This window comes from Paenibacillus sp. Dod16 (assembly GCF_049893405.1).
Taxonomy (GTDB): domain Bacteria; phylum Bacillota; class Bacilli; order Paenibacillales; family Paenibacillaceae; genus Paenibacillus_AQ.
On record NZ_JBNDYG010000010.1, the window covers coordinates 22,736 to 45,265 of the forward strand.

Below are 22,530 nucleotides of genomic sequence, written 5' to 3' on the forward strand. Positions count from 1 at the left end.
CAGCTTCATGGTCATTAGGATCGTGGTGGTGCCTTTTTAGTCTGATTTATCATCATTCAGCGTGTTCTTTACGATCAGTTATTATATATAATGGTTCTCAAACAGCGTAAATCTTATCAGTACTACTGTCATATAAGGATCGATATAGTGATAGATGGATGTTACAGTGGTTAAGCGACGAACCGGTTTACATCATTGCCTATCAACGGTATGGTAGATCGATAGAGGGTTTTTTCCCCTAACAGGATTCATAAACGTACATATGAGCAAAATGCAATCATGCGAGGAGGAGAGCGATACCATGAAAGAGAGCTTTGATCCGTCACTCATAGACCGATTGGAAAGTCCGGAAAGGAAGAAGGAGTTACCGGCATCTTCGCTGCTGGAGAAGCTCCAAGTGAGCGGCGAGGTGGATGTCCTTGACATCGGGGCGGGTACCGGTTATTTTTCCATACCGGCAGCCTCGTTAACGACAGGGACGGTTTACGCGCTGGATACCGAGCCGGCCATGCTGGACATGATGCGGGGGCGTGCACAGGAACAGAGACTTGCGAATGTTAAGGTGATGGAAGGGATGCTGGAAAACCTTCCTTTCGAGCATGAAGCTGTGGATCGAGTCATTGCCTCCCTGATCCTTCATATCACCGATCAGCTGGAGCAATCCATCCGCCAGATGGCAAGGGTGCTGCGGCCAGGAGGACGATGCTTGTGTCTGGAGTGGCAGGAGGACCCAGCCGAGAAGCGGGTTCCCCGTCCGAACCGGGTTGATCCATATGTGATGAAGGCTTTGTTGGAGCAAGCAGGGCTGCATGTGCAAGGCATCGAGTATCCTACGGAGCGTCATTATCTGATCATCGCCAGTAAATAGCCAATGACGATGGAGCCTTTTGCTGGATGCCCTCTCCACTTTGGATCTTGCCGTCCAGCGCCGCCTCACCGTGATCTGCAAGGTAGATCCCAGATTGGGTGTATTTATGGATACCCAGCTGGAACATTTTAGGGGAGGGGGCCGTCTAAGGGTTGAGGTGATTCATTGATGAGAAAATCCATGGCTATCATACTAAGCTGCTTGTTTCTGCTCATGAGCCTGTACACGGTCAAACCAGCCAACGTATTTGCTTGCTCCTGTGCGGGGCCGCCTACGGTTGAGGAGGGCTTGGAACGGAGTGCAGCGGTATTTGCAGGCAAAGTGACCAAGCTGGTTGGCCCGAAGGCGAAGCTGGTGATGTCATCCGCAGATCCGGTCCATGTTACGTTAGAGGTAACCGAAGTATGGAAGGGCGAATTAGCTGGAATGACGCAGCTTACAACGGCGGTGTCATCATCCAGCTGCGGTTATGATCAGTTTGCCGTAGGAAGCGAATTCCTGGTGTTCGCGTCTGCCGAATCGGGTCAGCTGAGAACAGGGATGTGCGATGGTACGAAGCTCCTCTTGACCGCAGGCCAAGAGCTAACTGAGCTTGGAGATGGATATCCTCCAGAAGATGCATCTGCTCCGAGTGAATCAGGGCCCGATACACTTGCTGAGGGCGTCCCTCCAGATGAAGGTCACGGCGCAGGTCAATCTCCATTCTTACTGAAGCCCGTCTTGTGGATAGCTGCAGCAGTGCTGCTGGCAGCGGGGGGATGGCTCTATTTTTGGAGGAAGAATAAGAGAAATATATAGGGAATGTATAAATTTCTGCAAGTCTATTGGCGCGGCTAAACAGCTGCTGTAACTATTGTAATTCAAGTGAAGGGGAGTAGCAGATGCAGCACAGTCGTCATTTCGTGGCACGAACATGTCTTTCGGCTATTTCTGATAAGATGGAACCTTTATCGCCGATAAACGGGGTAAAGGTTTTTTTGTTTCCTTCTGCCTTTGGATTCGTATTAAAGGTAGAGCTTGCGATATTACATTTGCAGTTGATGTGGCTTTGGCTGTCGTTGCCCTGCGCTGACGCTGCCGGAAACAAGTGGAAAGCTAAAGAAACGGTCCGTTTGATATAATGAACATAGGAAAAAAAGAAAGGAATTGTGATCTCGCGTGTAAAATTATCGTTTCTGCGCAACCTTACATTATATTTATGATATGAGGAGAAACGATTGTCATTGGATAAATGAAGTTCGAAGTTAGATAAAATGCTGCGTGCCCTGATTCTGTTCATGGTCATTGAGAGTCATATAACTTTCTGGGTTACAGCCGAGTTGAAGCTGCCTCCGAGGATGCAACAAGCATACGCCTCCATTTCCTTGCCTGCCCGCGTGTAAACCGAAAGGCAGACATTCCTAATGGAAATGATTGAGGTTCCTTTGGCTTAGGAGTAGAATAAGATGAGGTAGGGCGCTTTTCGCTTTTCTTTTTTTGGATACAGACCAGAAGAAAGCAGATACACCTTGTGATTGTGAATCAGCCTTATTGGCCGGGGAGTGGGGAGAGGCAGATGCCTGTCCTTCAGAATCTTCGGTCAGCTAAGGCTTTTTGATTTGAATAGGAGATAACAGCCATATGAGAAGGAGTGAGCAGGATTGATAATCCTTAAAACACCAGAACAAATCGCCAAGATGAATAAGGCAGGGGACATTCTCGCCGAATGCCACCGGCAGGTTGCCAAGATGATTAAACCGGGCGTGACGACATTGGAGATTGATCAATTTGTCGAGCGGTTTCTGGCAGAGCGCGGCGCGACGCCGGAGCAGAAGGGGTATCACGGATATCCATATGCCACCTGCGCGTCGGTTAATGATGTGATTTGCCATGGTTTTCCGAGCAAGGAGCCATTGAAGGACGGGGATATCGTTACCATTGATATGGTGGTGAAGTATGATGGCTGGCTCGCTGATTCCGCGTGGTCTTATCCGGTCGGCAACGTGTCCGAGGAAGCGCAGCATCTGCTGGACGTAACGAAGAAATCCCTGTATCTTGGCATTGAGCAAGCGGTGATCGGCAATCGAATCGGAGACATCTCCCATGCGATTCAAACCTATGCGGAATCCCAAAATTTATCGGTCGTCCGCCACTTCGTAGGGCATGCCATCGGCGAAAATATGCATGAGGAGCCCCAAGTGCCGCATTACGGCCCGCCCCACCGCGGGACGCGTCTTAAAGAAGGCATGGTCATTACCATTGAACCGATGCTGAATCTTGGCACGTATCAATGCAAGATCGATTCAGACGGATGGACCGCAAGAACGGTGGACGGCAAATGGTCCGCGCAGTATGAGCATACGCTTGCCATTACCAAGGATGGCCCGGTGATCTTGACAGAACAATAAGATGCGACTCCGTAGGGGCGTTGCTCCTATGGAGGTAAGCGGATGTACAAGCTTCGAGGCTGTGTTCAGGCAATGCGTATACATACGCATCCGAGATTGTGCCTACAGTAAGACTCCAACGGAGCAGGCGGAATTGTTCTGTAGAAGCGCAGCGTTCGCCTTTGCCCCCGGATTTCAACGATATATATCGTGATTCAGTGAAAATCTGGGGGCAACAGCGATCGGAAGAACAATCCGCATGCGGAGTGATGCATTAGCTCAGAATTCGTCTTTGAATAGACTACGATTCGACATCTGCGAATACGCGATCAATGAATAGACGCCACTCCCAGTTTTTCTTATAATAGAGTAATCATTTTACAAGCGAAGGGAACATGGAACATGACGATACGAAAAGCACTAACCGTAGCCGGCTCGGACACGAGCGGGGGCGCTGGCATCCAGGCTGATCTGAAGACGTTTCAGGAATTTGACGTATACGGTATGACCGCACTGACCACGATTGTCTGCATGGAACCAAAGACATGGGATCATCAAGTTTTCCCGGTGGCGCTTGATATTGTAGAAACCCAGTTGAAAACCGTGCTTGAGGGCATTGGCATCGACGCCATGAAGACCGGCATGCTCGGATCCGTAGAGATCATCGAGCTCGTGTCCCAGTATATCGACCGCTATAATTTGGAGCGGATCGTCATCGATCCGGTGATGGTCTGCAAAGGCACGGATGAAGTGCTGCAGCCGGAAAATACGGAAGCGATGCTGGAGTTCCTTCTCCCGCGCGCCGATCTGGTAACGCCAAACCTGTTCGAGGCGTCCCAGCTGGCGAAGTCCGGCCCGATCACGACCCTGGATCAAATGCAGGAGGCGGCGGCCATCATTCACGAGCGCGGCGCGAAGAATGTGCTGATTAAAGACAGAGGCAAGATCCGCGAAGGCAAAGCGATGGACCTGCTCTATAACGGAAACAGCTTTGAATGGTTCGAGGCCGACACCATTGTAACGAAGTACACCCATGGTGCGGGCTGCACGTCATCCGCTTCCATTACAGCTAATCTTGCCAAAGGCTTGACCGTCCGCGAGTCGGTACAGCAAGCGAAGGCATTCATTACCCAAGCCATTTCCAATGGCTTCCAGCTGAATGAATTCGTAGGTCCGACAAGACATTCCGCGCACCGCAGTTTATCTGCAAATTAAACCAAATGCACTTTTTTGCAAGCTTATTCATGCATCGAATTCGGCTTGCAGGGAGTGAACGAAAACCTTTCTTCCAAGAAGAAAGGTTTTTTTGTTGTTAGTTGAACTCGCTGCATATAGTGTATAGGAGCTAAGGCATGCTTCGTTTTACGCGGTTTTTACACAGGGATAGAGCCGCTTAGGTCCTTTCCAGTATAATTATGTGCTATAATTTATAAAGGGTCTGATAGTAGAAGGAAGAAAATGTTTAGGGGTTGAGACATGTTTCAGGACATTTTGGAATTTTTGAAAAATTTTGGTCCATGGGGATTGTTTATTCATTCGTTTGCTGATGCTGTAATTTTTCCGGTTCCCGCTTTTTTTCTGCAGGTTTCGCTTAGCATCATGCATCCGCAGGATGCGCTATGGCTCGCAACGTACGGTTTTATCGGGTGCTTGCTGGGGACGCCGCTGGGTTATTTAATCGGAAAGCTGCTTGGGAAGTCGGTACTATACAAGATCTTGAAAAAAGAGTGGATTGACGCTGCAACGAACATGTTTCAGAAAAACGGCGAGGCCGCGATATTGATTGGTTCCTTCACGCCGGTACCCTTTAAGGTGTTCACGATTCTATCGGGGTGCTTGAACTTCCCGTTGTGGAGACTTCTGGCTTATGCCGCTTTAGGCAGAGCCACCAAGTTTTACGTTGTAGGTACCTTGTTTTACCTGTACGGTAACGCCGCTGAAGGCATGGTTAAGGACGTATCGTTATATATTGCGCTTATTGCCGTTCCGCTTCTGTTGATCGGTGTGTACTTTAACCGCAAACGCAAGCGCAAGAAGATGGAGCAGGAAAAGCTCGCTGAAACTGCTGGTGAACCTAGTTCTGTTGTGGTCGAAAAGACGGTACTGGAGCAAACGTCGGACCAGACTCCATCGGCTTAACGCTGAACATTGACGTGGGGGCTACCCTCCCGCGAGAATCATATAAAAAAGCAGCCGGGTGAGAGCCCGGCTGCTTTTTTCCAAGGTATCAGAGAAACATATTTATATAATAGCTAAATATTTCGGTATTAACCCGTTTTTCCGAATCTGAAGAACTTGCCTCGGCCTTTCGTTGTCACAGGAGTAAACGTCGGTGATGGGGATAGCGGGGATGTCATGTCTTGAGCAAGATACCCGTGGAGAGGTCCACGGTAGACTTCATTCAACTGCGGTGAATGGGAGAAATCCTCCGGCGTTACGAGATGACAAGGCTTGTTTACAGGCCGCAGGCCTGCTTGCTCCAGCACCGTAGCAACAAAGTGGGAGCAGAAGAAAGCATCGTCACGATCAATATGAATCCGAAACAATATACCCAGCAGCCCTAGCAGATTATATTTGTAGCGGTCCTGATCACGCATCATCTCTTTGACAAGGTTGTGCATGCGTTGATAGTCTTCCTTACTAACGCGGAAGTGATAAACCGCGCATTCCGAAGTGTAGAAGAAGGGGTCGCGCAGATTTTCGCGAACTAAACCGCCGTCAAACGGATTGTTCGCCTTCTTTCGCCCAAAGCTGTACACTTCGCGTAATTCGGAATCAAACGCGATGGATGCATGGTTGAGTGGGGCCTTCGTGAAATATTGGATCATTCTGCTGAACCAGGTGCCCGTGCCTGTAAGCACAATCCAAATATCTTGTTCCGTGTACATACTCGCAAACTCCTTTGTTAACGGTCCTAACGACTAGCAATTGTAAATGACTTGCTTTCTTTCACAATAAACGAAAAAGCCATAGCGTTCAAGTCAAAAAAAACCATTTTCTCTCAATTTCACTAGAATAGCGCTGGGATTGCCACCAAAAATTAGAAACCTCATAACAATATATTCGCTTCATGTCCAAATTATCCTTTGGTTTGCTTTATTTATATTTTTCAATAGGCGATAGGAAAGGAGAAGCAATCCGATATCTCGAAATAGGTAAAACGATGGAACAATGAAAGACAGGAGGATCTCCAAACGATGATGAATAGTGAAAGTCTCAGCTATGATTTTATGGTCCAAGCGATTGAAGTAGCGCCGATTGGAACGGTATTCATCGATTCAGAGGGGAGCATTATCAAAATTAATCCCGCTGCCTGCGTCATGCTGGGGTATGAGGCAGAAGAGTGTCTGCATCATCCCTATTACAATTGGATTTATCCGGAGGATGTGAATAAGGACAAAGATAGAATGGAGAAGCTAAAGTCGGGTAAGACCGCTTCTTTGCAATTGGAGAAGAGACTGATACATAAACAAGGCGATATCAGGTGGGTATCTTGTATGCTAAGCACAGCTCGCAGCAGGGAAGGAACTACACTCGGCTATGTGGCGCATTTTACGGATATTACCGACATGAAAAAGGCGGCCCATCAAGAAGAGGAGCGGCTGATCCAGTCCGATAAGCTGTCCATGGCCGGTCAACTTGCGGCAGGGATCGCCCATGAAATTCGTAACCCTATGACTTCCATTAAAGGGTTCGTGCAGCTCATTCGCTCCGGCGCTGGTCGGAAGGATGAATATTTCGATATTATCTCCTCGGAGATCGAACGGATCGAGCTGATCGTCAGTGAGCTTCTGTTTTTGGCGAAACCGCAAAGCGTGAAATTCGAGCGTGCCGATATCCGGCAGCTCCTGGACCAAGTGATTACGCTACTAAATACGCAGGCCATCATACATAACGTCGAGATTATAACGGATTTCGGAGAGCGAGAGGCCAATGTGGAGGGTGATGTGAATCATCTGAAGCAGGTGTTCATCAATTTTATTAAAAACGCCGTGGAATCCATGCCGGGTGGCGGGGAATTGACCATTCGGCTGGAGAGAGGCGATGACCACACCGTGGCCATCTACTTCATGGATAATGGCTGCGGGATTCCGGAAGCGATCCTCTCCCGTCTAGGGGAACCGTTCTTCACGACGAAGGAGAAAGGGAATGGCCTGGGATTCATGATCAGCAAAAAAATGATCGAGGACCACAAGGGGCAGGTTCACGTGTCCAGCAAGCTTCAGGTGGGAACGACCATAAAGGTTATCCTGCCGCTCAGCATAATCTAGCTTGACCAGACGTATGGTTCGCTCTACATTATAGAAAGATATAGGAGAGGGGGCGGCTAATATGGGCAATATGCAATTGTTAAAAGAACCGAAGCGGCGCAAGCTGCTGTTCAGTGCGGGTGCCAGCTGGATGTTCGATGCGATGGATGTCGGCATGATTTCGTTTGTTGTTGCGGCACTGGCAGCAGAATGGTCGTTGAGCTCACAGCAGGTTGGTATTCTGACAAGCACCACATCGATCGGAATGGTATTCGGCGCGGCTATGGCAGGATTCCTGGCCGATAAATATGGACGGAAAAATGTTCTGCTGTGGACGCTGCTCATATTCTCGATTGCGAGTGGTCTATCCGCGCTGGCTACCGGTTTTATTATGCTGTGTCTGATGCGCTTTATTGCCGGCTTCGGACTCGGAGGAGAGCTTCCGGTTGCATCCACGCTGGTATCGGAAAGCATGCCGGTTCATGAACGGGGAAGAGCGGTTGTGCTGCTGGAAAGCTTCTGGGCGGCAGGCTGGATACTATCCGCACTCATTGCTTACTTCGTCATTCCGGATTACGGCTGGCGGACAGCCTTTGTTATTGGAGCTCTGCCTGCTTTTTATGCGCTCTATCTACGGCGTGCCATCGAGGATCCGCCAAGGTATATCGAGCAGAAAGCCAAGGTTACCCGTAAGCTGACCTTCGGGCAGCGAGTGGCTTCGGTCTGGTCGGTGGAACATCGGCGTACGAGCATTATGCTCTGGGTGCTGTGGTTTACGGTCGTATTTTCATATTACGGCATGTTCCTGTGGCTTCCGACCGTCATGGTCGATAAAGGGTTCAGTCTGGTCAGGAGCTTTCAATATGTGCTGATTATGACGCTTGCCCAGTTGCCGGGCTATTTTACAGCCGCGTATTTTATAGAAAAGTTCGGGCGGAAATTCGTGCTCGTTACCTATTTGGTGCTAACGGCCTTTAGCGCAATCTGGTTTGGCTACGCCAACACGGAAGGTTCGCTGCTCGCAGCAGGCATTTCCTTGTCATTCTTCAATCTGGGAGCATGGGGAGGTTTATATGCCTACAGTCCGGAACTCTATCCGACGAAGGTTCGTTCAACGGGGGTAGGGCTTGCCACTTCGTTTGGACGGATCGGCGGCGTTATTGCGCCGCTGCTCGTGGGTGTGCTGAAGCAAAATGGCACCCCTATCGAATTCATTTTCGTGATGTTTTTTGTGACCATCCTGATCGGTGCGCTCGGCGTACTGGTACTTGGCAAGGAAACGAAAGGGCTGGAGCTTGCGGACTAAGGCTAAAGAGCCCCGTTTAGATGGCGTTTTTCTTGCGAATCAAGCAGGACATGCTTCGAAGTGTATGCTTTCTGATATCTGAACAAAAGGGTGGATCCAAAGGTTCAAATTACCTTGGATCCACCCTTTTTATGTTTGAGATACAGTTAAGGCTCAAAGTCAATGAGACTTATACCTCCATAATGGAAGGCATAATGTACGGGCTCCGGCCCAGTTCCCTTTTAAAATAACGATTGAGTGTGTTATTCGTCATCTGTTCCCAGGCAGCGCGGTTGTATTCACGCTGTTCACCGGCTTTGTTCAGCTGCTTGCGCAGCATCGCTTCAGCCCGGCGCAGAAGAGGCTTGGAGTCCTGCATATACACAAATCCGCGGGTAATCAGCTCAGGCCCGGAGAGCAGCTTGCGGGTCTCGCGATTAATGGTGATAGCGACAATGACAACGCCATCGTGAGCGAGTTGTACTCGTTCCTCGAGCAATTCCTTCTCATGGGTACGCAGCTCACCATTGTTGATATAGACATCTCCGGAGGGGATGTTCCGCCCTTTACGCGCATAGTTGCGGAATAGGGACAGTGTATTCCCGATGTTCATCAAGTAAACGTTGCTGTCGGGAACCCCAACCTGCACGGCGAGGTGACGATGATTAAGCATCATCCGGTATTCCCCATGGATCGGTACAAAATATTTGGGACGCAAGCTGCTGATCATAAGCTTCAAATCCTCGCGGCAGCCGTGACCCGAAGTGTGGATATCGAGAATGGAGCCGTATTTAACCTCCGCTCCTGCCCGCATCAAGAGATCGATGCTGCGGTTGACGTTCTGGGTATTCCCAGGAATCGGTGAAGACGAGAAAATAACGGTGTCCTCCGGATGAATCTGGATCGAACGGTGGGCACCCGAAGCGATGCGTGTCAGCGCCGCATTAGGTTCGCCCTGACTGCCTGTACAAATAATCAGCACCTGGTCGTCGCGATAACGGTTAACGGCTTTTACATCAATCATCATGCCGTCCGGTACGCGAATATAACCAAGCTCCTGACCGATCACAAACACCTTCTCCATGCTGCGGCCGACGATGGCGATTTTGCGGCCTGTCCGGATGGCAGCTTCAACAACCTGCTGCAAACGATGAACGTTCGATGCAAAGGTAGCAAACAGGATCCGTCCGGGACATTCCCGGAACAGACGCAGGATGGAATCGCCGACGGTGCGTTCAGAAGGGGTAAACCCGTCCCGCTCGCTATTGGTGCTGTCAGCCATCAGGGCCAGGACGCCCCGTGCGCCGATATGCAGAATTTTATGCAGATTGGCGGGCTTGTCCTCCGGCGTAAAATCAAATTTAAAGTCTCCGGTATGTACGATCGGCCCGTACGGTGTTTCCACTACGACCCCAAAGGCATCCGGAATGCTGTGGGTGGTTCTGAAGAAATGAACGGAAAGATGACGGAATGCAATTGTTTCGTCTTCATGGAAGATTCGTAGATCACTCTGATCCAGCAGCCGATGCTCTTCCAGCTTCGCACGAACCAGGCCGATGGTCAGGGCCCCGCCATAGATCGGCATCTGGATTTGACGAAGCACATAGGGAATAGCCCCAATATGATCTTCATGACCATGGGTCAGGAACATACCTTTTACTTTATGTTTGTTATCAAGTAAATAACGAATGTCTGGAATAATGTAATCGACGCCGCTCATTTCGGCATCCGGGAATTTCAGGCCGGCATCGATGATAATGATCTCATTTTTGAATTCCACACCGTACATGTTCTTGCCGATCTCGCCAAGCCCCCCCAGCGCAAAGATGCGCACAGGTGGAGCGGAAGGCCTCGGTTTTTTGGCGGGCTTGGCACTTTGAATCTTATCTGTTAGCAGGGGTTTAGACATAATGTGAAAGAATCCTCTCTATGGTAATTAAGGCATAAGCCTGGTCATTTTAATTTCTTCTCTACTTAAGATATCAGAAAGTTCAAGCTTTTGGGAAACGCTTTTCGAAATTCATGTGCTTTTCGCTCGTGACAGTCACCTATTTTTACTCACTCTTATATGCTGTAGTAGAGGAGGACTGGTAATGAGCGGTTTATTGAGGTTGGATCATATGGATGCTGTCCATGGATTGCATGAGGAATGGCAGCGGAAAGCGATAACCAAGCTGACCGAGAAAATGACGGACCGTTACGCCAAATTCCCCTGTATTCCGGCTGTGCAAGGACATGCACTGAATCATTTTAGATACGGCTTTATTCATCAGGGTGAATCACAGGCTGCGGCGGAACAGCTGGCTGCTCTGCTGCGCGAGTTCGGGCTCGGCTCCAGGGACTTTGGGCCCTATACTTCACTTGTCGTCATGATTTATACGGAGCATGGCCGCGATAGCCTGGAAGGCGTCCAGTATTATGAGCGCTTGTTCTGGCAGCTTTTAAGCCGAACAACCGAATATGATACGGAACCTTGGCCGGCGGATCTGCCGGAGGAACCGACGAATCATCTATGGGAATTTTGTTTTGCAGGCGAGCCTTATTTTGTTTATTGCGCTACACCGGCACATGAACTTCGCCAGAGCAGATACTTTCCCTACATGATGCTTGCTTTTACGCCTCGTTGGGTTCTGAAGCAGTTCAATGCCCGAACAAGGCAAGCAGAACACACCAAGGGATTGATTCGTCAGCGATTGGCCCAATATGATCCCGTACCACCGCACCCTGACTTAAAGCTCTACGGGGCGGAGGATAACTATGAATGGAAACAATATTTATTGCGAGATAACACGGAGTCACTATCGAAATGTCCGTTTGCAAGGCGGCACAAAGAGATCAATCAACGATAAGAAATAACACGTTGCTATCATCATACCCTAAATTGGAGTCAGGGTTAACCATGCTTTCTATTTAAGAGCTGCCTCATTCGCGGTAATCCGTAGTGTGACAGCTTTTTTTTGCGTAAAAGTGCTGAGTGGCCATGGTATAGGATTTTGCCCCTGAATAAGTAAATCTTATCCTTGTTGTACAAAAAATGACCAAGTTACACTTAAAGTGCGTCATATCATTTCATCTATATGTGTTAGGAGGTGTGCAAGGTACGAGGCTTTCACCAGCTTTGAAACCGCTTTAATGAACAAAATCCATTGGCGAAGGAGTTGTTTGATGAATGACAAGGTTGTCCAGAACGATGAGAGGATGGATTCTCGGATTCATCGCCGTGCTGGTGCTTGGTATGTTCCCTGTGCACAAGGCTCAAGCCGCTGAGGCCTGTACGGAGCCTGCATGGAGCAGTTCTGCCGTATATGGCGGGGGAAATATCGTATCCTTCAACGGTCATGCCTGGAAAGCGAAATGGTGGACACAGGGCGAGGTGCCTGGAACGACCGGACCATGGGGTGTATGGGAGGACCTTGGAAATTGCACTCCCGGGACACCGCCCGTCGATCCCCCGGTGGATCCGCCAGTAGACCCTCCTGTAGATCCTCCGCTGCCTGGTGACCGTATGTATGTCGCTTATGCGAGTTCTTGGAACACCAGTATTTACGATCTGACGACCGCGAGCATTCCCAATTACATCACCCATCTCAATCTTGCATTCGTAAGGCCGGATACCACGTATATTCAAGGGTCCTACGCGTTTGATCAAGCCGTTGCGGGCTTGGAATTTGTGGAAGGGGCGACCACCCCGAACGGTCAACGTAAATTTACAGCCCAGCAGTCTCAGGATCTGCGTAACCATATCGCATCTCTCAGAGCCCGCGGAACGAAAGCGTTCCTATCGGTAGGAGGCTGGTCATACAGCCAAGGTTCACAGTGGTCCGGATTCAATGCCAAGAACATTGTGGATTTGGCTCTCGATCTTGGCGCTGCCGGAGTCGATATTGACTGGGAATCCAGCGGCAGCAGCTGCAACAAAGGAACAGCCTCCCAGTTCAGCTGCACCAAGGATGGAGAGATCGCGGGTATTATTACGAGTCTCTATAATGAAATTCATGCAAGAAACGCGAATCTGCAGATTTCCATCGCCGGTTGGTCTACGGGCGCTTATTACGTGAAAGGAACGCCGTTTGAGGAAGGCAAGGTTCAATGGGGATCTCCTTTTGGCGGTACCATGTACCGCGTAGTTAAGGATCATGGCGGCAAGATCGACTTCATCAATCTGATGTCCTACGATGGCGGTATTTATTACGATCCGCGTGAAGGTTATGAATCGTATAAGGCAATCTACAATGGACCTATCAACATGGGCATGCAAATTGCGCCGGAGGGATCCGGCGGGGCCGTCCTGCAACTGAATGCCGCACCGGGCACGGTATACGATGCCGACATGATGAACGGTCAGAATAATATCGCGACATCCTATTATAATGTAGAAACGATGGTGAACTATATGAAAAATAAGGGAAGGGCGAATGATGGATTCATGCTGTGGCAGCTCTGGAAACAGCGCGTTCACCAGCCCGCCCCGTCAGGTGCAGCGAATGAGAACAGTGCGGGCCAGTACGTATGCCGAAACCTGCCGCTTCCGGGAGATTGCAATCAGACCATACCGAGCCTGCCGAAATTATAATTTTCTCCGATACTCCGAAGGCGTGCAGTCCATGATCTTACGGAAGACCCGAACAAAATAACTGATATGCCCGAATCCGACATCGAGTGCGATGTCGGATATTTTATTGTCTGGCTGACGAAGGAGTTCAGCAGCCTGGCGAACGCGATAGGAATTCATATAATCCACGGGCGTTTGCCCGGTCATGGATTTGAAGAAACGGCAGAACTGGCCTTCGCTCATCGGGATCAGATCAGCCAACTCACTCAGCCGGATAGGACGGTGATAATGATTCTGGATGTAGAGAATGACTTTCTTCAATCGTTCCGTTCTCACCATATCTGCTGCTTCGCTCCGGCTTCTGTTGACCAGTCGGCCAGAGGATGCGGCCTGAAACAACATGAGAAACAGATGTCCCTTAATAGCGACCTCATAACCGGCAGGTTTATGCTTCGACAGCCGCGTCATTTCCTTTATATCCTGAAGCAGCTGCTCATCGGTTTCAGATGTCATCCATCTCGGAAAGGTGGCTCTTCGCTCCTGAAAGGGAACAATCATTCCTTCTTGTACAAGATCGTAGCTGCTGCTGGCAAGCATGCCGGGATCGAACACCATGGCGCAGAAGCTGCACCCTTGGTCGCCCCGGGCATGACCGGTATGGAGATCTCCTCCATCGATAAATATCGCTTCACCCGCCCGGACAGGGATGTATTCCGAGTCGATCTGAAACAGAACCTCGCCTTCCAGCACGTGGAAAATTTCCGCTTCCTTATGCCAATGGGAGTCTACCACATGGGCCCCGGGGGCAAATTGATACCAGTAGGCACCAAACGGGAAGCGTTCATTCCCGTGAACGGTGCTTTCTTTTAAGGACTGGCGAAAGGATTGATCCATGAAGTACCTCCTTGGAATGAATTGCCGTTTGAATGATATCATCTTATATCAAAATTGTGCTATAAAACAATAGAATACTGTTAGATTGGCTTAAAATAGATCAGTATAATGATATTATAACGCTTTCATCTTAAAGTTCAATTTTCATAATATAGAAAGGCGGATTAAAAAATGAAATTTACAGACGGCAACTGGCTTATCCGGGAAGGATATTCCGTTTCGGGAGCGGTTCAGGCTTATGATTTTGCGGTAAAAGGAGATACGTTGACAGCCTATGCCTCCACGGCCCCGATTCCGGGCAGAGGAGCAACGATTAACGCCCAGCTGATCACCGTGCAATTTCATTCTCCGGCACCCGGCGTCATCGGCGTAAAGCTGGTTCACTATGCGGGCGTAAGAGATAGAGGACCTGCATTCGAGTTGTACAAACAGGAAGGTGACCATACGGTCATTGAAGAGAACGATCAGGAAGCGGTTCTTCGCAGCGGCAATTTGAGCGTCGTGATCAAGAAAGGTCCGGAGTGGTCGGTTCACTTCTATAGAGGAGAAGAACGCATAACCGGCAGCAGAGCCAAATCCATGGCACATATCGTGGAAGATGGCGGACAGACCTACATGCGCGAAGAGTTGGATCTTGGCGTAGGCGAGTGGGTATACGGACTTGGCGAACGATTCACTTCGTTTGTGAAGAACGGCCAGGTCGTGGATATTTGGAATCAGGATGGCGGAACAAGCTCCGAGCAAGCCTATAAAAATATTCCGTTCTATCTGACGAACAAAGGCTATGGCGTGTTTGTCAACCAACCGGACCTCGTATCCTTTGAAGTGGCTTCGGAGAAAGTGAAGAAGGTGCAGTTCAGCGTGCCAGGCGAGTCACTGGAGTACTTTGTTATTGACGGGCCTGATCCGAAAGGCGTGTTGGACAAATACACAAACCTGACAGGCAAACCGGCACTGCCGCCGGCATGGACCTTCGGATTGTGGCTTTCAACCTCCTTTACAACCCAGTATGATGAAGCGACCGTCAACTCCTTTGTCGACGGTATGCTGGAACGCGATATCCCGCTGGAAGTGTTCCACTTTGACTGCTTCTGGATGAAGGGGCTCAACTGGACGGACTTCCAATGGGATGAAGAGGTGTTCCCGGATCCTGAAGGCATGCTGAAGCGTTTGAAAGAAAAAGGCTTGAAAATCTGCGTGTGGATCAATCCATATATCGCGCAGCGCTCGCGCCTCTTTGAGGAAGGCCGTGAAAAAGGCTACCTGGTGAAGAAAGCGAATGGCGATGTGTGGCAGTGGAATCTGTGGCAGCCGGGTATGGCGCTGGTGGACTTCACGAATCCGGACGCATGCGAATGGTATGCAGGATACCTGCGCGAGCTGGCAGATATGGGCGTTGATAGCTTCAAGACGGATTTCGGCGAGCGCATTCCGACGGACGTTGTGTATTTTGACGGTTCCGATCCTCATAAAATGCATAACTACTACACCCAGCTCTATAACAAAGTGGTCTTTGATGTGCTGGTGGAGAAATTTGGCAAGAATCAGGCGGCGGTATTCGCACGCTCCGCAACCGTAGGCGGACAGCAGTTCCCTGTTCACTGGGGCGGCGATTGCTATGCGGATTATGAATCGATGGCGGAGAGTCTGCGCGGCGGCTTGTCCCTCGGTCTCGGCGGCTTCGGCTTCTGGAGCCATGATATTGGCGGTTTCGAGAATACGGCTCCGGCGCATGTATTCAAACGCTGGCTGGCATTTGGCTTGCTGTCCAGCCACAGCCGTCTGCACGGCAGCAGCTCTTACCGGGTGCCGTGGTCTTACGACGAGGAGGCTGTGGACGTTACGCGCTTCTTCACGAAGCTGAAGAGCCGTCTGATGCCTTATCTGTTCCATACCGCCGTACAGGCATCGGAGCAAGGGGTGCCAAGCATGCGCGCCATGTTCCTGGAATTCCCCGAAGACCCGGCCGTTGAAATGCTGGATCGTCAATACATGCTGGGAGATTCCCTGCTTGTGGCACCGGTGTTCAGCGAGAAGGGCGACGTGAAGTACTATCTGCCGAAGGGCCGCTGGACGCATCTGTTAACCGGAGAAACGGTGGATGGCGGAACTTGGCGCAAGGAAACGTACGATTTCCTCGGGCTGCCGTTGTTTGTACGCGGCAACTCGTTCCTGGCTTTGGGCGCAAACGACACCCGTCCGGAATATGATTATGCCGACGGAGTTGAGCTTGGCTTGTATGCATTGGAGGACGGCAGCGAAGCTTCGGTCACCGTTCGCAACATGAACGGGGAGAGCGAGCTGGTTGTGCGGGCGGTCCGTGCAGGCAGTCGGATCGACTTTACGGTGGAAGGCAGCGGCAAGCCATTCTCCGTGAAGCTGCATGACACCGGGGCCGTTTCATCTGTAGAGGGCTCGGGAGTGAGCCTGCAAGAAGGCAGCATTCAAGTGGAAGCCGGACAACAAGCGGTGAATTTCACAGCAACTCTGGAAGGGTAAGCTCTGGGAACGCCTGCTCGATATAAGGAAAAAAAGCATAGCGAAGATGAGCCCGGACCAGCCTTATGCTGGAGTCGGGCTTCTTCCATATTTTAGCTGGCCCTGGACTAAAGGCAATGCTGATATAATAGGCCTGCGGCAGGTTTATTCACAAATGGTTGTAACCGTTTTCCTTTAAAGGGCTTGCCGAAGATTAAAGGACAGGAGCGAAGACGGTCCGATGTTATCTTATTTCATTCAACTTGTGAATGACATGAAAATCCGCAACAAATTGATATTGTCTTTTGTTGTCGTGGTCTTTGTCCCGGTAGCCATCGTGGGGATATTCCTTACGGGCGAGCTCCGCAAATTTGCTTTCAACAATGCGTTGGAGCAAGCTTACCAGAACGTGGACCGGGTCAAGAAACGGTCAACCGAAGTCATCAACGTGGCAGACGATTTATCCTATCGGCTATCCTACGACGAGCGTCTGAGAAATCTGGCCAACCGACAATATGAAAGCGTATACGATGTGTTCGTAGCATACAGGGAGTATCCCGATTTACAGCAGGCGATTCTGATGTACAAGGAAATTTCAAATATCCGTTTCTACAGCGAGAACCCCACCATGCTGAACAATTGGGAATTCCTTTATCCCGAGGAGGAAATCAAGAGAACGGAATGGTATCGGCGAGCCGAGGATGATATCGGCGTCATCTACTGGGATTATATTACGGATGAACGCGATCAGAAAGTGTACCTCAGCTTAATCAAGGGGGTTGATCTTGGAAGCAAGGACAACCGTGGCGTGCTTGTAATCAATGTCAATACGGGCATGCTGAACACGATCCTGAGCCAGGAAACGTTTGACACCATTATTGTGGACAGCAATAACAATATTGTCGCCGCTAACCGTCCGGAGTTGTACGGGAAAACGCTAGCCGAGATTCAAGATACCAGCGGGGTTGTCTACAATGCGAGCGGAAGCTATGAATCCGTCATACATGAGGAAGCCTCCAAGGTGCTGATTGAACCGTTGAATACGGAATCCGGGGTTAACGGTCTGCGCATTATTTCCATATTTTCAATTGATAGCATTGTGGCGGAAGCCAATCGAATCAGCAAGCTGGCGATGACAGTCATCATCATCAGCCTGCTGCTGGCCGTTCTTCTGATCTATAGCTTCTCTTCATTGATCTCTAACCGGCTGCTGCGCCTCAGCAAGCATATTACGAAGGTGGGTACCGGTAACCTCGGCGTTGCCATGGAAATTGACGGTAAGGATGAGATCGGTCAGTTATCCCGCCAATTCAACTCCATGGTGGGTAACATTAACGACCTGATGAACGAAGTGCAGGAGTCCAATGAACAGAAAAGGTTAATGGAGCAAAAGCAGAACGAAATTAAATTCAAAATGATGGCCAGTCAGATCAATCCGCACTTTTTGTTTAATGCCTTAGAGTCTATTCGCATGGAAGCACATCTCAAGGGTGAAGACGAAATCGCCCGGATTGTGCGGCTGCTCGGTAAAATGATGCGAAGCAATCTTGAGATCGGGAGCGGAAAAACAACGATAAAAGACGAGATCGAGATGGTGCAGTGTTATCTGGATATTCAAAAGTTCCGCTATGAGGATCGTCTGAAATATGAACTGCTGGTGGATCCCGAAGCCGATCGGGTAAGAATCCCGCCGCTGATCATACAGCCGCTTGTGGAGAATGCGGTCATACATGGGATGGATCACAAGGAAGAGGGCACTTTCATCAGGGTGAGGGTCACGGCAAGTGAAGGAAAACTGCACGTGATTACCGAGGATAATGGGGCGGGTATAACCCTGGAGAGATTGCAGATGATCTACGGTTATTTGAACGATACCGATGAGAAGGACGGAGGACGGATCGGGCTTCGGAATGTTCATGTCCGCCTGCAGCTTACCTACGGCCCTGATGCAGGTCTGATCATTTACAGCGAACCGGGCATAGGAACACGTATTGAATTCAGTATCCCGACAGGAGGAGAGAGCGATGATGAAAGTGTTAATCGTGGATGACGAACCCAAGCTGCGCGAAGGGCTGAAGAGCATTGTGCCATGGACCGAGCTTGGGTATCAGGTTGTTGGAACCGCAGCGAACGGGAGCGAAGCGCTGGAGAAGCACGGGATGTACGACCTGGATTTGATGTTGATTGATATCCGAATGCCGGGAATGGACGGATTGCAGCTGATCGAAGCCATCCGAAGCCTGGATTCCGAGATCCATCTGCTCATCCTGAGCGGATATGCCGATTTTGATTATGCCAAGCGGGCGATGTCCCACCGCGTGGACGGATACCTTTTGAAGCCGGTGGATGAGGACGAGCTGAGCATGTATTTGCTTCAGATTAAAGAAGCCGTCGAGCAGGAACAGGAGAGGAAGGCACTGAATAGAGCAGCCTCGGATATGAACCGCGAGCAGTTCATTCAGACATGGTTCAGCCCGGAGGGCAATCCCGATCCGTCAGCTTTACGGAATATGGCCGAGCGGTCGGGACTGTTATGGAACCATTACCAAGTGCTGCTTGTTCATCGTAACGGCTACGATGAATCCGTTGAGGGGGCCGACGATCGGTTGAAAAATCAGCTGATTAAAGCTTTTGAAGAGAACGGCCACGGCGCGGTCTTTTCCATGCATGGACAGCTCGGCGTCCTAATGCATACGCCGGTCTTGACGGCAGGTGGGCGTAAAGAATTGCTGCAGTTGGTGGAGGAAGCCGCAAGTCGGGCTGGTACGTCGATAACGGCCTCTTTGGGCCGTCAGGTCCACCGTTTGGAAGATGTGGCGGATTCGTACCGTTGTGCCAAGGAACGGATTCGCGAACGCTTCTTCTATGCTCCCGGCGAGTTGTTATTCCCTGAATCCGAGCGGTTTGCCGGCAGCATAACGGATGAAGAACGGCAGCCCTATGATCCGGAGCGGCTGATGGAACAGCTCTATTACGCCGTGGATGTGGGCAATGTGGAGGTGCAGCGGAAGCTGCTGCATGCTGCAGCGTATGCCATGGTGAATGAAGATTACACGGAGGATAGGATGAAAAGCGCCTTCGTGGAGCTTCTGACCGGGGTGCACAACAAGCTGATGCAGCATCACGCCGAGCTGCAGTCCCGCACAAAGGAATACTCGGATCGGATTGCGGCGATATTCCGCCAGCGCACGGCCTATGATTTGTGCCGCCATTCGTCCCAATTCCTGGAGGAGCTGATCTGGCAGGCGGGCAATGGCGGACGGGATCAGGAGATGAAGCGGATCATGGATCTGATTCAGCGTAATTATAATGAGAATCTTAAACTGGAAACACTAGCCTCCGTATTTAATTACAACAGCGCCTACTTGGGGAAGATGTTCAAAAATACAACAGGAGAATACTTCAATACGTACCTCGATAAGGTCCGGATCGACAAAGCCAAGGATTATTTGAAGCAGGGCATGAAGGTGTATCAGGTTGCGGAGAAGGTCGGGTATACGAATGTCGACTATTTTCATAGCAAGTTTAAAAAATACGTCGGTACCTCTCCATCCAATTTCCGTAAGGAGCTGGACCTGTAATCAGTCGTCACATTCTCACCTACAACCAGACTAAACATAAGTACTTTCATATCGTGCCCTTTAGACGCGACTAAGGTACGCGTCTTTTTGTTTTCCCCCTTTCCTTCCCCAAGGCATTATCGGGGAATTCAAATGCTGCGAAGCATAGAGCGGAGGGGCCGGAATCGTATCGGAGATACGATCCGGACACGGAGCGGCACATAGCTCTTCTGCATTTCTCTCCCCCCGTTAATGTCTAATTTTTATATGATTTTTAAGCCAATCCTTCGGGTACTTCCCTGCCCCAGCTTGGTTTATCATCAGGATATACAAGAGAGGAGGGGTTGGTTTGAAAGCGGTAACAAAGACAGAAGGTAGCATCCAACCTGCCGCAAAGAAAAAGAAAGGCTTTTGGGCCACTTTCAAAGAGCAGAAAGTACTGTACGGAATGTCGCTTCCATTCATCGTCATTGTATTTATTTTCAGCTACTTGCCGGTGTGGGGCTGGTTGATGGCATTCCAGAATTACAAGCCAGGCAAAGGGATATTCGAGCAAAAATGGGTGGGCCTGGACCATTTCGCAGCACTTTTCGCGGACGATAAGTTTTATCTGGTGTTGCGGAATACACTCGCCATGAGTTTCATGGGATTGATCGTTGGGTTCACGATTCCGATCCTATTCGCAGTCTTGTTGAATGAGCTTCGTGGAAGCGTATTCAAGAGGACCTTACAGACGATATCTTATCTGCCTCATTTTGTGTCCTGGGTCGTGGTTGCCGGTATCGTGACCAAAATGCTGTCCACAGATGGAGGCGCTGTCAATCAGCTGCTGATGTGGCTGGGGTTGATTGATCAGCCCATACAGTTCATGGCTCAAGGGAACCTGTTCTGGTACATCGTAACGGGCTCCGATATATGGAAGGAAATGGGCTGGAGCGCGATCATTTATTTGGCAGCGATTTCAGGCATTGATCAGGAGCAATTCGAAGCAGCCAAGGTTGACGGCGCGAGCCGACTTCGCCAAATATGGCATATTACGCTGCCAAGCATCGCCCCTACGATTGCAATTCTAATGATCATGTCCATCGGACATCTGATCAGCATCGGCTTCGAGAAGCAGTTCCTGCTGGGTAACCCGCTGGTGGTGGATTATTCCCAGGTGCTGGATCTGTATGCGCTGAATTATGGCCTTGGGATGGGGCGTTTCTCATTCGGTACGGCCATCGGGATGTTCAACTCCATTGTGAGTATCCTCTTGTTGCTGATCGCTAACGGCGTATTCAAAAAATTCACGAAGCAATCGATTATGTAGGGGAGGGAAGCAGCATGGCACGAACTAAAACAGCATTCAAGCCCACGCTCTCCGACCGCGTGTTTGATATTGTTAACTTTACTTTTATGACACTGGTCATGATCGTTACTCTGTATCCGTTCCTGAATGTTCTTGCGATATCATTGAACGATTCCGTAGATACAGTACGTGGGGGGATCTATCTCTGGCCGCGGGAGTTTACGCTTGAGAATTACGTGCAGATCTTCAAATACGACGGTTTGATTACAGGGGCCAAAATTACGATTCTCCGTACGCTGGCAGGAACATTCTTGGGCTTGTTAAGCGGCACAATGCTGGGTTACGTCCTCAGCAGGGTGGACTTTCAGGGAAGAAAGTTCATGTCGACCTTTCTTGCGCTGACGATGTACTTCTCCGGCGGAATGATTCCAGTGTTCATTCTGATCCGCGACCTGAACATGATGAATTCGTTTCTGGTCTACATCATTCCGGGAATGGTAAGCGCGTTCAACGTATTCGTTATCCGGTCTTTCATCGACAGCCTGCCTTATTCGCTGCAGGAATCGGCTAAGCTTGACGGGGCCAACGATTTCACGATCTATTACAAAATCATTCTTCCGCTCTGTAAGCCCGTACTGGCTACCATCGCCTTGTTCCTGGCCGTCGGGCAGTGGAACTCATGGTTCGATACGTATCTCTATAACGGCAACGCACCCCATCTCACGACGCTTCAATTCGAGCTGATGAAGGTGCTGCAGAGCACGCAGGGACAAACCAGCGGCATGATGTCGGGGCAGAACATGGCCGATATCGTGAAGCAGGTGTCGCCGGAATCGATCAAAATGGCGATCACGATTGTGGTTACGGTTCCCATATTGCTCGTCTATCCGTTCCTGCAGCGGTATTTTGTGAAAGGCATGACGCTTGGAGCCGTAAAAAGCTAAGCGCAAGTATGGTATCAGCAGGCAACATGTCCTGTTATACGA

Annotated in this window: 17 protein-coding genes; 14 read left to right on the forward strand and 3 right to left on the reverse strand. The window is 50.0% G+C overall.

Going from position 1 to position 22,530, the window contains the following annotated elements; genetic code table 11:
• The first annotated feature begins 301 nt into the window (after positions 1 to 301).
• From ACPV3A_RS10220 to ACPV3A_RS10240, 5 genes are all read left to right on the forward strand, one after another.
• A complete protein-coding gene (locus tag ACPV3A_RS10220; RefSeq protein ID WP_426199390.1) occupies positions 302 to 868 on the forward strand; it encodes a class I SAM-dependent methyltransferase in 567 nt (188 codons plus the stop codon).
• Between the two features lie 168 nt (positions 869 to 1,036).
• The gene (locus ACPV3A_RS10225; RefSeq protein ID WP_426199392.1) at positions 1,037 to 1,666 is read left to right on the forward strand and encodes a hypothetical protein; all 630 of its coding nucleotides are present in this window, start codon (positions 1,037 to 1,039) and stop codon (positions 1,664 to 1,666) included.
• A gap of 842 nt (positions 1,667 to 2,508) precedes the next feature.
• Positions 2,509 to 3,255: a type I methionyl aminopeptidase gene (gene map / locus ACPV3A_RS10230; RefSeq protein WP_426199394.1), complete on the forward strand. Its 747-nt coding sequence runs from the start codon at positions 2,509 to 2,511 to the stop codon at positions 3,253 to 3,255.
• Between the two features lie 381 nt (positions 3,256 to 3,636).
• Positions 3,637 to 4,449: a pyridoxine/pyridoxal/pyridoxamine kinase gene (pdxK, locus tag ACPV3A_RS10235; protein WP_426199396.1), complete on the forward strand. Its 813-nt coding sequence runs from the start codon at positions 3,637 to 3,639 to the stop codon at positions 4,447 to 4,449.
• 261 nt (positions 4,450 to 4,710) lie between these two features.
• A complete protein-coding gene (locus ACPV3A_RS10240) occupies positions 4,711 to 5,373 on the forward strand; it encodes a YqaA family protein (RefSeq protein WP_194544640.1) in 663 nt (220 codons plus the stop codon).
• A 128-nt stretch (positions 5,374 to 5,501) separates the two neighbouring features.
• Here ACPV3A_RS10240 and ACPV3A_RS10245 read toward each other — a convergent pair whose 3' ends face one another.
• Positions 5,502 to 6,122, reverse strand: coding sequence for a hypothetical protein (locus ACPV3A_RS10245; RefSeq protein WP_071219685.1), 621 nt, complete (start codon positions 6,120 to 6,122; stop codon positions 5,502 to 5,504).
• Between the two features lie 309 nt (positions 6,123 to 6,431).
• Between ACPV3A_RS10245 and ACPV3A_RS10250 the strand changes: the two genes are divergently transcribed.
• Positions 6,432 to 7,505: an ATP-binding protein gene (locus tag ACPV3A_RS10250; RefSeq protein WP_426199399.1), complete on the forward strand. Its 1,074-nt coding sequence runs from the start codon at positions 6,432 to 6,434 to the stop codon at positions 7,503 to 7,505.
• A 61-nt stretch (positions 7,506 to 7,566) separates the two neighbouring features.
• Positions 7,567 to 8,790 carry an MFS transporter gene (locus ACPV3A_RS10255; protein ID WP_426199401.1) on the forward strand — a complete coding sequence of 408 codons (1,224 nt, stop codon included), beginning with the start codon at positions 7,567 to 7,569 and terminating at the stop codon, positions 8,788 to 8,790.
• A 169-nt stretch (positions 8,791 to 8,959) separates the two neighbouring features.
• Here ACPV3A_RS10255 and rnjA read toward each other — a convergent pair whose 3' ends face one another.
• Positions 8,960 to 10,678, reverse strand: a complete 1,719-nt coding sequence (rnjA, locus tag ACPV3A_RS10260; protein WP_426199403.1) for a ribonuclease J1 — start codon at positions 10,676 to 10,678, stop codon at positions 8,960 to 8,962.
• Positions 10,679 to 10,862: 184 nt separating this feature from the next.
• Here rnjA and ACPV3A_RS10265 point away from each other — a divergent pair, with 184 nt between their 5' ends.
• On the forward strand, positions 10,863 to 11,618 hold the full coding sequence (locus tag ACPV3A_RS10265; protein ID WP_426199405.1) for a YqcI/YcgG family protein: 756 nt from the start codon (positions 10,863 to 10,865) through the stop codon (positions 11,616 to 11,618).
• Between the two features lie 320 nt (positions 11,619 to 11,938).
• Positions 11,939 to 13,342, forward strand: a complete 1,404-nt coding sequence (locus tag ACPV3A_RS10270; RefSeq protein WP_426199407.1) for a glycosyl hydrolase family 18 protein — start codon at positions 11,939 to 11,941, stop codon at positions 13,340 to 13,342.
• Here ACPV3A_RS10270 and ACPV3A_RS10275 read toward each other — a convergent pair.
• Complete coding sequence (locus tag ACPV3A_RS10275) at positions 13,337 to 14,215, reverse strand: AraC family transcriptional regulator (protein WP_426199409.1); 879 nt, start codon at positions 14,213 to 14,215, stop codon at positions 13,337 to 13,339. The two genes, ACPV3A_RS10270 and ACPV3A_RS10275, sit on opposite strands and share 6 nt — an antisense overlap.
• Before the next feature lie 171 nt (positions 14,216 to 14,386).
• On the opposite strand from ACPV3A_RS10275, the gene yicI reads away from it, so the two are divergent.
• The 5 genes from yicI to ACPV3A_RS10300 all read left to right on the forward strand — a co-directional run bounded on the left by yicI (position 14,387) and on the right by ACPV3A_RS10300 (position 22,488).
• Positions 14,387 to 16,714: an alpha-xylosidase gene (gene yicI / locus ACPV3A_RS10280; RefSeq protein ID WP_339294928.1), complete on the forward strand. Its 2,328-nt coding sequence runs from the start codon at positions 14,387 to 14,389 to the stop codon at positions 16,712 to 16,714.
• Between the two features lie 220 nt (positions 16,715 to 16,934).
• Positions 16,935 to 18,743, forward strand: a complete 1,809-nt coding sequence (locus tag ACPV3A_RS10285; RefSeq protein WP_426199412.1) for a cache domain-containing sensor histidine kinase — start codon at positions 16,935 to 16,937, stop codon at positions 18,741 to 18,743.
• A complete protein-coding gene (locus tag ACPV3A_RS10290) occupies positions 18,718 to 20,274 on the forward strand; it encodes a response regulator (protein ID WP_426199414.1) in 1,557 nt (518 codons plus the stop codon). The genes ACPV3A_RS10285 and ACPV3A_RS10290 overlap by 26 nt, the downstream gene beginning before the upstream one ends.
• 328 nt (positions 20,275 to 20,602) lie before the next feature.
• On the forward strand, positions 20,603 to 21,565 hold the full coding sequence (locus tag ACPV3A_RS10295) for an ABC transporter permease (RefSeq protein WP_426199416.1): 963 nt from the start codon (positions 20,603 to 20,605) through the stop codon (positions 21,563 to 21,565).
• Between the two features lie 14 nt (positions 21,566 to 21,579).
• Positions 21,580 to 22,488: a carbohydrate ABC transporter permease gene (locus ACPV3A_RS10300; RefSeq protein ID WP_194544629.1), complete on the forward strand. Its 909-nt coding sequence runs from the start codon at positions 21,580 to 21,582 to the stop codon at positions 22,486 to 22,488.
• The last annotated feature ends 42 nt before the right edge of the window (positions 22,489 to 22,530 follow it).

Excerpts from the sequence above, each read along its gene's own strand:
- ACPV3A_RS10240 (WP_194544640.1), top strand. The coding sequence starts at position 4,711 with ATGTTTCAGGACATTTTGGAATTTTTGAAAAATTTTGGTCCATGGGGA.
- ACPV3A_RS10265 (WP_426199405.1), top strand. The coding sequence starts at position 10,863 with ATGAGCGGTTTATTGAGGTTGGATCATATGGATGCTGTCCATGGATTG.
- ACPV3A_RS10300 (WP_194544629.1), top strand. The coding sequence starts at position 21,580 with ATGGCACGAACTAAAACAGCATTCAAGCCCACGCTCTCCGACCGCGTG.
- yicI (WP_339294928.1), top strand. The coding sequence starts at position 14,387 with ATGAAATTTACAGACGGCAACTGGCTTATCCGGGAAGGATATTCCGTT.
- ACPV3A_RS10250 (WP_426199399.1), top strand. The coding sequence starts at position 6,432 with ATGATGAATAGTGAAAGTCTCAGCTATGATTTTATGGTCCAAGCGATT.
- ACPV3A_RS10220 (WP_426199390.1), top strand. The coding sequence starts at position 302 with ATGAAAGAGAGCTTTGATCCGTCACTCATAGACCGATTGGAAAGTCCG.
- pdxK (WP_426199396.1), top strand. The coding sequence starts at position 3,637 with ATGACGATACGAAAAGCACTAACCGTAGCCGGCTCGGACACGAGCGGG.
- ACPV3A_RS10275 (WP_426199409.1), bottom strand. The coding sequence starts at position 14,215 with ATGGATCAATCCTTTCGCCAGTCCTTAAAAGAAAGCACCGTTCACGGG.
- ACPV3A_RS10270 (WP_426199407.1), top strand. The coding sequence starts at position 11,939 with ATGACAAGGTTGTCCAGAACGATGAGAGGATGGATTCTCGGATTCATC.
- ACPV3A_RS10255 (WP_426199401.1), top strand. The coding sequence starts at position 7,567 with ATGGGCAATATGCAATTGTTAAAAGAACCGAAGCGGCGCAAGCTGCTG.
- rnjA (WP_426199403.1), bottom strand. The coding sequence starts at position 10,678 with ATGTCTAAACCCCTGCTAACAGATAAGATTCAAAGTGCCAAGCCCGCC.
- ACPV3A_RS10245 (WP_071219685.1), bottom strand. The coding sequence starts at position 6,122 with ATGTACACGGAACAAGATATTTGGATTGTGCTTACAGGCACGGGCACC.
- ACPV3A_RS10285 (WP_426199412.1), top strand. The coding sequence starts at position 16,935 with ATGTTATCTTATTTCATTCAACTTGTGAATGACATGAAAATCCGCAAC.
- ACPV3A_RS10290 (WP_426199414.1), top strand. The coding sequence starts at position 18,718 with ATGATGAAAGTGTTAATCGTGGATGACGAACCCAAGCTGCGCGAAGGG.
- ACPV3A_RS10225 (WP_426199392.1), top strand. The coding sequence starts at position 1,037 with ATGAGAAAATCCATGGCTATCATACTAAGCTGCTTGTTTCTGCTCATG.